The sequence below is a fragment of the Stygiolobus sp. CP850M genome, assembly GCF_037389425.1.
GTDB lineage: Archaea > Thermoproteota > Thermoprotei_A > Sulfolobales > Sulfolobaceae > Stygiolobus.
Genome location: NZ_JBBHKR010000082.1, coordinates 68,306 through 80,646, shown reverse-complemented (window position 1 = coordinate 80,646; position 12,341 = coordinate 68,306). Strand labels below are relative to the sequence as shown.

Below are 12,341 nucleotides of genomic sequence, written 5' to 3'. Positions count from 1 at the left end.
CAAATAAGGTTAAAAAATGATAGTCTAGGTAGAGAACATCTGGATCTCGTCAAAACTAGCACTCTCTAGCAGTATCCCGGAGTGGAACTTCGCCAATAAATACCTCATAAACTCCAATGAGTCGTAAGGTATTATAAACTCCTCTCCTCCCCTAACGAAAATCCTTATGGTCTTCTTTACGTGATCCACAAAGAGAACGAAATCTCTCCAGTCCAATTTGCTGACTAACTCCCTTAGCTTCATTGTACCTAGTAACAACGTTCCATAATTATCCACTAATTCCGATAGGGTGAACCCTTCTACGTCGTAAACTATCATAGGTTTTGCAAAACGTAACTCTGCATTTTCAGGGATATCCTTGTCCTTTTTAACTTCCTTAATTGTCTTACCGTCGTAAAGGAATTTCTTATCTGGAGTGATGAACAGTATTGTGACCATAGGATAACATTATTAAAAATATGAAATTTAAGCATTACTCATGAAAAATAGTGAATATAGATTATCTATATATTCTATTTTACTATATAATATCTATATAGTTATATATAGTATATATAATGAGATGTGTAATAATTATCGCTTAAATTCAAAAAGTATGATTAGAAGTGACATATTTTCACATATACTATTCATTCATGAAGGGTCAGAAATTATTTCTGTTTAATTTGTTACTGCATTTTATAACGCTTCAATTTTTATTCTCACATTTATCGTTTGATTTGCAACTAGATTTACTTAATTATGTTGAATCAACTTTAATTGTAATGAGCCTAAAATCATTCTATGAAGATATTAGAACCGTTGAGAGTGCGTGATGTCACCTTAAACAACAGAGTAGTAATGGCTCCTATGATTACAAATCTGGCTACACCAGAAGGTTATCCCAGTGAAGAAATGATCGCTTATTTTGTGAGGAGGAGAAGCGTAGGTCTAATGATTACAGAGTACACTTACGTTAACAAGATGGACGCTAGAGGTTCTCCTAATCAATTAGGTTTATATCATGACGAACTTATCCCAAAGTTCGCAAGGCTGACAGAGGCAGTGCATAATGTAGGATCCAAGATATTCGTCCAGTTAGTTCATGTAGGAAGAAAAACGAGGAGGAATTTAATATGGGGGAATGAAGTTATAGCACCTTCAGATATTCCTTTGATAGAGCCCGTTAAGGTAATGACAAAGGACGATATAAATAGGGTTATAGATGACTTCGTTAAAGCTTCAGAGAGGGCCGAGAAAAGTGGGTTTGACGGTATTGAACTGCATGGTGCTCACGGTTATTTGATAGCACAATTCCTCTCTCCAGCAACAAACAAGAGAGACGACGAGTATAGGGACGGTGTTCTCTTTCTAGAGGAAATTCTTACCGAGATTAGAAGGGTAGTCAGCATTCCAGTAGGGTTAAGAATATCTGCTACAGAATTCGACCCTTTAGGACTGACTCCAGATCTTGTAGGCAAGGTTATAAGCAGGGTCAAAGACAAGTTAGATTATGTTCATATATCGGCTGGGAGGGATGGACCACTTGGCGGGTCTTCAAGCTTTTACTATAAGAGACCGAGCTACTTAGACGAAGCTAGGATAATAAGAGATTACGTTAAGGACTTACCCTTATTCCTCGTAGGATCTGTTACGACTGTTGAAGAAGCAGACAAGGTATTGGAAATAGCCGACGCTGTGGTCTTAGGGAGACAGATCCTCGCAGACCCAGATTGGGTGGTAAAGGTAAAAGAGGGGAAGCCCATTAGGTATTGTATAAGATGTAATCAACTGTGCAGGTTACTTTCTACAAGAGAGGTTCGTTGTGATGTAAACCCAGAATTAGGTTGGGAAATTTTACCTCCTATGGAGAAAGGAGAAGGACTTGTGAGGGTAGTAGGCGGGGGGTTAGCAGGACTTGAGGCTTCAAGAGTTTTGTCCCTGAGAGGTTTCGAGGTCGAGCTTTATGAAATAAGCGATAAACTGGGTGGGGAGGTGAACGAGTATAGAGACCCTTATAAAAAGATGGAGTTCGGTAGAATTCTTCAATATTACGAAAGGGAATTGAAAAGACTAGGAGTCAAGGTTAGGTTATCTTCTACTACAGAGGATGCAGATTTGGTCATGATTCCCACTGAGTCGCAACCGAAGTTTACGCAATATAAAGGAGTCAGGATTCTTGTTGACTCCAACGTGTACGCTTATCAAGACTATGTATTCGAATGGGTCAAGTATAACGAGGTATACGTAACTGATAATATATATAAGGGTCTAGACAGAAATAGAGCCTACTTACTTAGAGAGAAATACAAGGAATTAGGAGTTAGGTTTGAGAAACCTGACAAAGTAGAAGTAATAATTAGGGATATAAGAAGAGAACAGCCTTCAATAGGTAAAGCTATATCAAAAGGGTATTGGAGTGCGAGGTCGTTTAAGAAATAGGGGGAAGACATAGTAAGTTATCTGAGTACCTTTCCACCATCAGGCTAATCGTTCCCAGACACGCATTTTTGTAAAAATTTCTTTTTCTTTACATTCACATCTCACTAAGTCGAACATTCGTACTGCATATTAGAACGCTTGATCAGATCATGAGTCCAACGTTTAATACTTTTGATTTCAGCCTTGCAAGATATAATTATGAAGGGAAGAAAATTCGTACTATATTTAGTCCCCGCAGTAGTATTTCTTACTTCTTTGTATCTATCAATATTCAGTGTAACTATCCCAATAGCACAGACGTCTTCTCAAATAACAGTGTATAGAGTTACTGGGACTGCTGATCTCTCTAACCCCGGAACTGCGAGCTACTGGAACCAAATACCTTGGGAAAACATATCATTAACGGCTAATATTCCTAATGCTCCTACGTCAGGCCTTACACATTATATTTTAGTGAAGTCCGCATGGAATGGTACGTGGATTTTCGTGCTCGTTAAGTGGTATGCCCCAGAGCCTGCATTCGGTGCGTGGTCTGCATCTTTGGCCGGTGTATATCCATACGCTTCAGGCCCTGGCGTTAATGATATAATAGAATTGACACCTGGAACAAAATATGCCTTAGAGTCCAATTACACGAATTATGTTTCAATTATTAACGGAAAAGAGGAGACTGGAAGAATTGTGTTTAACCTTTCTGGGGTACTTTTACCAGCCCCTAATGGCACACAGATCTCAGTATTATCAAATGGGACTATACTATACTATGGCTCCCTTAGAGGTATAGAGGATTTATTATATACTTATGGCATGTTTTATGGATATTATACAAATTCTTCATGTTATTACCCTGATAGAGTTGCCATGATGTGGTATTTGGGGAATAACGTTCCGACTGTGGATGGTATGAACTTAGGAGGAGAGCAACCAGGGGAGGTTTTCGACGGGTTCACATTTAAGAATGCTGGCGGGTCATTAGTACAACAAGGTGGAGCTGCAAATATATGGATGTGGGTATCTGGCGCCACATGGAATAATTCTACTTATGATCCGGCATTTAAGGCTAACATATGGGAGAATTTAACGTTTCTTAATGGTACTGGAATTCCTTACACTGATCAAGGGGATCACGGATTTGCTGTACCATTATATACTAACAATACAAACTTATATGAAGTAGATACTGGCGGAATCTGGTATACTCCGGTCACAAGCAATAGTGCAGAGGTAAACGGTTCCCTATTCTTCATCTGGACCGGTGCTAAATACCAAAGCGGCTACTGGTGTGTGGAGTTCGCAAGACCTATGGCCGTACCCAGCGGATATATGCCTTGGATGGTTAATATTACAACAGATAAAACTTATTATGTAGCGTTTGCGGTATGGCAGGGTAAGTTAGGAGAGACACTATTCGATAAGTCGATAACTCCCAGCTTCCTGCAACTAACGTTAGTGAACTCACCACCTACCTCAACAACTTCCAGTGCAGCGCCGAGTCTGCTATCTTCCCCATCAGCAATAGTCACGATAGTAGGTACGATAATCGCAGTACTTGCGGTTATAGTCATTTACGTGGTGTTTAGGAAATGATAGATAATAAACTCAAGTCCAACGTTTATTTATACCTTTTTTTACTTGGTATAATTTTTCTTTCAATGTATCAATTCATTACTCCGATTTCTTACTTACCCATCACAATCCCATTCGAGGAGTTTATGTTTAAACTGGGTCTATTGGGCATTTATCTTTCCACTATTTCGTTAGGAATACTCACTTTATTATCGAAAGAAAAGCTAGCTCAAGCAATAGGTCTGGTCTTGGTTCTCTCCCTTTTCTTGTCATTAATCCCTAACTACAACGTATCCCTATGGTGGGATTTCTTAGAAATCTTCGTCTTCGTCGGTGGTTCAGCACTGGGTATCGAGTACCTCTACAGAAGTAAGAGGTGGCTATTAATCCCTGTCCTAGCTGTAGTTGAGTTCGGTGAGATAGAAGGGATAAGTGAAGACTTTTTCCACACCTTTATTGATACCAGCTTCTTAACGTTACTAGCACTCTTAGTGATCTCTGGTTTTTCATTGCTCTTTTATAAATGGAGACCTAAACGCCTACTGATATCTCTGGCGGTAGGAGTACCAGGGTTGTTGCTATATTTGCCTCTTTACTTCTTAGTCCTTAAAAACAGGTTTATGGAGATTATTTTCGCTATGGTATTCCCAGCTGTTTATGGAATAAGCCTAAACAACCCCGATAACATTCCTGCAATGGTATTGCTCTATGCCCTAGCGATGTTCTTGTCTTTAGCTCTAGGATATTACGTGGATCTGTATACTGGCTTAGGTTTTTACATGATAGTTACCACGGTCTTTCTAGGGATTACTGGGTTCCATCTATTATTGTATATGGTGTTCCCGTTGATCGGCTTCTACTTTATGAATGTTAAGGGTGAAATCAGTCCAACGATTAAAGATTATATCGTGTCGATAAGAAGATATAATTTAAAGAGGTGAAGTGACATTCCCCTTAAATTCAGGCTCGGAAAGGAAGTTAAAGGCGGGCTTTCCTATACTGACTATTTGTATCTCAAGAAAATAGCACGAGCTTTCAGGATACACAAATTCGATGAGAAGGAATTCGCCAAAAAGGGAGAAGATTATCTCTTTAACTTCATAAACAAGAATGTAGGGCCCGTTGACGAGAAAAGAAGGAGATTTTTACAAGGGATTTTAATTGGGGTTTCCGCTGCGGTAGTTGCCGGAATAATTCCAGGGCTAAGAGTCCTGATTCCACCCGTTCAGTCTGTCTCAGGATTTCCCAAATCACTAATAGTGGACTCTTCAGGAAATCCGATAAAGGCATCATCAATACCCGTTAATAGTCCAACAATAATGCTCTTCTCATATCCTCTCCAGAACGAGATAAACTTCCTTTTAAACTTGGGGGATAAGAATGGTAATCCAGTTGAAGTTCCACCAACTACAGTTTTAGTACCTCAAACCGGGGATAAATACCAGTTCCCAGGTGGGGTAGGTCCTAATAAGTCGATTGTAGCATATAGTGCTATTTGCCAGCATTTAGGCTGTGAGCCTCCATATATACATTTCTATCCTCCTAAATACGTTAACATATCTCAAGTAACTGCACCGGAGCCTAATACTTTAACAGTTGAGGCAGTTCAAGCTGCACAGAAGGAGAATTTACCTGCAATTATTCACTGCGATTGTCACGGCTCTACTTTTGATCCATACCACGGTGCTGCTGTACTAACTGGCCCAACTGTGAGACCCCTGCCAGCTGTAATTTTGGAATGGGATAGTTCAACAGACTATTTGTACGCCGTAGGTTACGTTGGTGTGCCTGTATATCCTGCAGGAAGTAATGGAGTTCCGTCTAATGATCCCTCAACTGATCTTGATGAGTCACAATTCGGTTCTTCAGTAGGTGATAAGACTAGTATAAGTGAATCTAATCCGTTCTCATGAGGTGAGGGTTTGTGTTCGAACGTGTGAGAAATTGGTTTAAAGAAAGAATAAATATGGATGATCTCCCTTTTTTTAGAACTCCAGACTATATGTATCACGTAGGGGACTGGTTAGGAGCTCTCGTAGCGGGAGCGTTTTTCTACACTGTAATCTCAGGATTAATACTTTTACTCTATTACAACCCTGAAGCCGGTTATCAAGCAACTCAAACAGTTATCAACCAAGTACCTTATGGTTCAGTTGTTCTTTACAGTCATTTGTACGGAGCTTATGCCATGATTATACTAGCTTATGTTCACATGTTCAGAAATTACTTCGTTGGAGCTTATAAGAAGCCTAGAGAGTTGGTTTGGATTTTAGGAGTATTGATGTTATCTTTAACGTTGGGGACATCCTTCCTAGGTTATAGCCTTATAGGTGATGTACTAGCTACCAGTGCAGTAGATGTTGGAGCAGGTATTCTCTCTGGAATCGGCTTAGGCTCACTTGTTCCTATATTCTTCGGGAACTATTCCGCTGGTGATTATAGCAGAGTCTTAGCACTCCACATAATCCTAGTTGCGTTAATCGGTCTACTCTTTGTAGTTCACTTCTTCCTAGCAGATATTCAATACGGAATGATGCCGTCAAGAAAAGTAAAAGACAAAGCTCCTGCTGTGTACCCAAAGGCTCAATGGTCAAAGTTTAACCCGTGGTGGCCCAGAAACTTCATATATATGATGTCGTTAGTATTTATGACTTGGGGATTTATACTAATTATACCGGACTTACTGGTTTACGTAAACGGATTACCACAGATAGCAAATCCCTTCCTAAATCCTAAGCCTGCTCCACCGCCTAACAGTCCAGCAGCTGCTTCAGTGACCACTTATCCACCATGGTTCTTCCTATTTATGTACAAGATAGCAGACTTCCCGGCTTCGTTAACAATAGACATAGTAATAGGAGTGTTTATTCCATTGATATACTTGCTTATAGTTCCCTTTATAGATAGAAGCGATGAATTACATCCGCTCAAGAGAAAGTTATTTACTTGGATAGGTGTGGTAATGATGGTATTTCTGATACAGACTAGCCTATGGGGGGACTTAGCTCCCGGAGTGCCGGTAACGTGGAACGAGGTATTCGAAGCTTACCTACCACCAGCTGTTATTAGTGCTGTTGGGATATTACTAATTCCATCTAATTCGAGGTTGAACTCTAAGGCACTGGCTAATCCTTTCACAATGCTAGGGTTCGTGGCTGTTACTATACTCTTCGTGGGTTCAATCTTTGAAGTTATGTCCTCACCAAGTGTAGCGGACGTAATACTGGTGGGACTATTTGGCTCCATGTTCGTGACATTAGGAAAGATGTTAAGCCCCTACGTAGCAAGGACTGAGAGCGGGTCGGTAGAGAAGGCGTCATTATCTGCTGATGAATCTAGATTAGCCGTGAAGAAGAACTTGGCCCAAGTAATAATGTTGATCCTCTTGGTAATCGCAATAATTATAGCTGCGGATATGTGGAGTATACCGACTACTGGCTATTACTCTAACTTATTTGGCGTGGATCTAGGATTGCTATTCTTAATAGCGGGTGAGGAGTTCTCGCTGTACCATTACGTAGTTTATAAAAAGCCCGTAGAACCGGAGGAGTGAGAAAAATGATTAACGTAGGTTTTTATTATAAAGTTAAAAGCGGTCACGAGAAAGAGTTCGAAGAGACGTTTAAGCATGTTAATGAGTACTTGAAGTCATTCCAAGGTTTCAAAGGTGCTAGGCTTTACAAGAGTGTTGATAATCCTTCCGAATACCTGATATACAGTGAATGGGATAGTCTCGAGGCCTTTAGAAAATTCATAGATAGTCAAGCTTATAGAGAGACTGTAAATTACGGAAAGAGTATAATTGAAGGTAGGCCTCATCACAAGGTCTTCCAAGAAGTAAATAGCTAATTTTTAAAACATTTTTTCGAAAGTTATTCATCTTATGACTCAAGTTATGCACTAAAACATTTTAATACCTTTAGTTTAAAACTTCTTTTTACTTAATTCAGTTTAATATCGTGAGTTTGTGAATAATTTGAAATTGTTTTTAATAATAATGATAAACTCTTTAGAGTTCTCTTGCTATCTAGTTGAAAGATTTTCAATCTTCTAACTAAAAGATTTTACGAAAGTTGAAGTTATAAAAAAAGTTTACCTTGAGATAATAATTAAATCTGTGATCTCATTATTTCTTTTGGCTACCTGACTGACCTGATTGGCCTGATTGACCTTGTGTCTTCTTCTCTTTCTTAGCCATATGGGTCTATTATATTTCTTAATAGACCAGTTATTAAGCTAATCTACCGTTAAACTTGGTAAATGTTTACGCAAAGAATAACATAAATTATAAGATATTGATGTAAATTCTATTCATTAAGAATTAAACATTTGATGAAATATATCCGTTCAATAAATGTAAAATGTTTTCATATCCCTTAAAATTCGAGGTAGGTGTTACCGAATCATCCCTAGCATCTACCTTGTTCTCTATATAAAGAAACAATTTTGCAAAATCTATATTTATTTTTTTGATTAGTAGTATTTAGAACCTATCTTTATTAGTCTAACGTTACTGTACATGTGTTAAATAATTTTTAATGAGAATTTTTAAAAACACACATTAGATAGAAAAGATATATGTACGAATGCTGTAACACGACATTTGAAACCTTAAATGAGTTTAAGAAACACATTAAGAGCAGGAGGACACATAGTTTAACTAAGTCGAATGTTATAGACATTAACCTTCCAAGAAGTATTGTTTACTCCATGATTTCAAATAGGGATTTCTTCATGCGAATGTTAAACCTTGCTAGTCTAGATAATAATGATAAGTTTCTCTTACCAATACCTACTAAAAAGGACGTCTTAGGGAGCACCTTAAAAAGATCTCTAGCTGTGAGAGTTGAAGGACCAAAGTCGGATAAAGGTCTTCCTACTTACGTAATTTATGCAGGTAACTTAATTTATAAAATAAGTTTTAAAGTCGATTCTATAGGTGAGAGTAAGACTAGAGTCTCCCTAATTTCAACCTTTGAAGCAGACATTGGTAGGCTAGGTACTTTATTGCCTAGTGTAATAATTAAGAAATTGGGCATTTTGCCATCACCTGGTAAAATACTTGAAGAGTTTGAAAGAGAAATTAAGATCTTGGATTTACGTGGTTATGGAGTCCCATCAAGTAAGTAGTTACTAACTGAAAATGTGAATTTGTGGTGTTTATCATATCGACTAAAACGAAAAGCTAAGGACTTAAGAAAGCCGATAAACTATGATAAGATCCCCTTTGGGATTTAATAAAAAAGTTCAGTAATTAATTTTAGTCCTCGTTACGGTCACAATCATATGAAAAAATTACTGGTTATTTTTATTACCTCAGCGTCTTTTTTCCTCAGCTATTTCTCGAGAATTGCGTGGAGCATCGTCTCAGTGTACTCTTCATTAAAGCCTACACCAGTAGAGGATAGTTTAATCTTCTCCCTTTTTTTCTTGGCTACGTAATAGTACAAGTTCCTGCAGGGGTTGCAAGTAACAGATATCCAAAGACTGTTGCCTTAGCTTCTCTATTGGGACTGAGTGCTGCCTCTCTATTGTCGGGCGTATCTACTAATATATCTGAAGAGTATGTAGCTAGTATTCTCATGGGATTAAGTGCTGGTTGGATATATCCTACGACGATTAAAGTACTGTCAGCGTCCTTTTCAAGAGGAGAACTACCCGTTGTTATAGGATATTACAGCCTGGCGTGGCCCCTTTCTATTGTGTTGTCAGGGCTTATCCTACCTTTCATTAGCCTAAATATCGGATGGAGGTTTGCTTACTACTTGATCGCTTTGGTCTCGTTTTTAATAGCACTATCCTATTTACCGTTAGACGTAAAAGTTGAGTTTAAGAATAATGGTGGTATACTCACAGTTGTCAGAAACAGAGATGTAATTACAGTAAGTTTTTCCGGCTTTCTCTTCTTCTTGTCGTATTGGATAATAACGTTGTATGCGTATAAGTATTTTCTTGACATAGGGTTGAATGCATATATCGCTGGTTTCGCCTATTCATTGTTAGCCTTTGCTGGAATTCCATCTACAGTGATAGCTGGTTACATAATAAGGAATATAGGAGTTAAGAGTACACTTACTATATTAGAGTCTATTTACGGAATGTTGACTATATCCTTAGCCTACTTCATATCGGTGATTCAAGTGATGGTGATCGTGACTTTGATGGGGTTTGTCAGATTTGTGATCACTCCTGCCAATTCTAGTGCAGTATCGTTAATAGACAATAAGAACGCGGGAAGCATATCAGGTTTTGCTAACTTTTTCTGGCAAAGTAGTGGGATAGTAGCACCTATAATAGCTTCAATAGTAATTTCAGCTCTTGGATTTCATCTGCTATGGGTAATTTGCGGTATAATAATTCTTATCTCAGCTATCTCATATCACATTCTACTAAGAATATAGTGGAAGGCAGAATTTGAAAACTTAGAATCTCTTTCGAATTGGCAAATCAAGCTTTTAACTTCTATGACTCTGTTATCGTATTAATATAAATGGAGTTTATAAATAACGGTATTAGATCAACGTGTATTTTCTCTTCCTTTTATTATTAAAAAAGTTATTCTCATAGAATATATATAGAATAGAACTATAACTATAGAGAGTGTTAATTCTAAGTATTTAAAAAAGGTAATAGAGGTCAATTGATATAAAAGAAAATCAGAAAATGAGGAGATAGCTAAAGGAAAAATATAAGCCCATACAGCCAAGTTAGGTTTCAAATTTCTTCTAGATATTGCTATTATTAACCCTACTGTTAAATTCCAAAGTTCAAATCCGAACAGAATAATACCAAGTGTAATAGATACTTTTTCAGGGAAATATAAGAAGTCTAGGAAATTATAAGAAGGGAAAGTAAGAATATTCATTGCTAAGATACTTGATGCACCCACTGGGATCATTACCACGGAAGGATGTCCTTTAAATGTTAAGTGAGAAACTAGTGCAATTGAACCTAAAAACATAAATTGAAAGAATGCTATTCCAAAACTTATTAACATAATGAAATAAACCACCTTAGTATAGAATAAGGATATGTAAGGAAGATGAGGTGGGAGAAGACGTGCACTAAGTAAAACATTAGCAGAGAGAGCTAAAGAAGGAACTAAAATGGTGTAGTTCAAGTCTTCTTGCCTTAAGGTCCGAGTAAATAATATATACCCAGTGAATACGTTCACCGCGAAGACTTCCGAGTAACCTATAAAATATAGGATTAGCAAGACATAAGCCGTGTTCGCGTTAACTCCTATATAGACCGTAAAAAAGGCACCAAAGATGAAAAGGATTACTCCTAGAAATGCTGAAAGTGCTATGCGTGTAAGGTTTTTCAGGTCTTCTTGTACAGATTGTCTGTTCTCGATATAACCCTTAACCCATAGTATTAGGATCGATAAAAAGACAAAAATAGCAAGAAAGTATATTACTTTCCCTATTTCGAAAAGTAGCACGTTATTAAATAATATTGAGTTCATCCATGAGATAAGAGATAAGGCGAAAATTCCTATCACGAACGGAAACCATTCCAAGCTCACACGCATAGCATAGTGGTCATTATTAGATTATTTAGATTTTACGTAGTTATAAATTAAGCAATAAAGTTAATAGTTTGAAATCCAGAGTGTGGACAACAATTTCATTCATTTGAAATATTTACATTTATTATCACCCCCTTATCTAACAAGTACGTAGGGGTGTAAAGGGTGTTATATATTAGGAAGAATGTTGATAACCACCTAGTTATTGTGAACTTGTTAGTATTCCAAGGGAAGTGGAAGTCCATTGATGCGAGCCTATGTTTTAAACTTCTGAACCCTTGTTCTGCGTAATCCCTCTCGTTGAACGTTACCTTCTTGTGTTCTACGTTTAACCATGTGAAGGCGTTGTATGCTGTTGCCCCATCGTGCAAGTAAATTACCTTATCAATTCTTCTCCTAAACACCCTCATTGCTATTTCCTCAGCCCTACTCATGTTCGCAAGAACTACCAAGACATGTACTCCACTCCTAACGCTAGTAACCATGAAGAAGGGTATTCCCTTAGTTTTCACATCCCTAACGATCCACACGTAATAATACCTCCCCCTCACAAGCCTCACCTTAGTCTCATCAATAGCGTAAACACCACTCAATGGTACAGCATACCTCACGTAACTCAACCTCCTATGATAATAAAGCAGAGTGGAATGGGGTAAAACTGCCCTCCAAGAGGACAAACCACACAAGTATTCTGCCAACGCTTGGGCTACTTGCTCTCTGGTGTAAAACCTTGGCTTAACATTAATATACTCAAATAACAATAATACAATTTGGGTGAGCACGGGGACTTTCCACTTGATTCCCATGTGCTCACCAAGATAAA

General features: G+C 38.0%; 11 protein-coding genes. 8 read left to right on the top strand and 3 right to left on the bottom strand.

From position 1 onward, the window contains the following. Positions 1–24: 24 nt before the first annotated feature. Entirely contained in the window at positions 25–438 is a 414-nt protein-coding gene (locus tag WIW89_RS10810; protein ID WP_337720772.1) for a hypothetical protein, read from the bottom strand. Positions 439–783: 345 nt separating this feature from the next. Here WIW89_RS10810 and WIW89_RS10805 point away from each other — a divergent pair, with 345 nt between their 5' ends. From WIW89_RS10805 to WIW89_RS10770, 8 genes are all read left to right on the top strand, one after another. Further along, positions 784–2,421, top strand: a complete 1,638-nt coding sequence (locus WIW89_RS10805; RefSeq protein ID WP_337720771.1) for an oxidoreductase — start codon at positions 784–786, stop codon at positions 2,419–2,421. A 198-nt stretch (positions 2,422–2,619) separates the two neighbouring features. Then, the gene (gene cbsA / locus WIW89_RS10800) at positions 2,620–4,008 is read left to right on the top strand and encodes a cytochrome b558/566 subunit A (protein WP_337720770.1); all 1,389 of its coding nucleotides are present in this window, start codon (positions 2,620–2,622) and stop codon (positions 4,006–4,008) included. Then, positions 4,005–4,928 (top strand): hypothetical protein, encoded by a 924-nt coding sequence (locus WIW89_RS10795; protein WP_337720769.1) that lies wholly within the window; start codon positions 4,005–4,007, stop codon positions 4,926–4,928. The genes cbsA and WIW89_RS10795 overlap by 4 nt, the downstream gene beginning before the upstream one ends. A gap of 6 nt (positions 4,929–4,934) precedes the next feature. Next, positions 4,935–5,900, top strand: a complete 966-nt coding sequence (locus WIW89_RS10790; RefSeq protein WP_443296554.1) for a Rieske iron-sulfur protein SoxL2 — start codon at positions 4,935–4,937, stop codon at positions 5,898–5,900. 11 nt (positions 5,901–5,911) lie between these two features. Next, complete coding sequence (gene soxC / locus WIW89_RS10785) at positions 5,912–7,540, top strand: proton pump complex cytochrome B SoxC (protein WP_337720767.1); 1,629 nt, start codon at positions 5,912–5,914, stop codon at positions 7,538–7,540. 5 nt (positions 7,541–7,545) lie between these two features. Beyond that, entirely contained in the window at positions 7,546–7,836 is a 291-nt protein-coding gene (locus WIW89_RS10780) for an antibiotic biosynthesis monooxygenase family protein (protein WP_337709920.1), read from the top strand. Positions 7,837–8,565: 729 nt separating this feature from the next. Next, positions 8,566–9,117 (top strand): hypothetical protein, encoded by a 552-nt coding sequence (locus tag WIW89_RS10775; RefSeq protein WP_337720766.1) that lies wholly within the window; start codon positions 8,566–8,568, stop codon positions 9,115–9,117. A 311-nt stretch (positions 9,118–9,428) separates the two neighbouring features. Then, positions 9,429–10,388, top strand: coding sequence for an MFS transporter (locus WIW89_RS10770; RefSeq protein WP_337720805.1), 960 nt, complete (start codon positions 9,429–9,431; stop codon positions 10,386–10,388). A gap of 116 nt (positions 10,389–10,504) precedes the next feature. Here the strand turns inward: WIW89_RS10770 and WIW89_RS10765 are convergent, their stop codons facing one another. Further along, entirely contained in the window at positions 10,505–11,521 is a 1,017-nt protein-coding gene (locus tag WIW89_RS10765) for a hypothetical protein (RefSeq protein WP_337720765.1), read from the bottom strand. A 95-nt stretch (positions 11,522–11,616) separates the two neighbouring features. Beyond that, positions 11,617–12,324: an IS6 family transposase gene (locus WIW89_RS10760; protein WP_337720764.1), complete on the bottom strand. Its 708-nt coding sequence runs from the start codon at positions 12,322–12,324 to the stop codon at positions 11,617–11,619. Positions 12,325–12,341 lie beyond the last annotated feature (17 nt).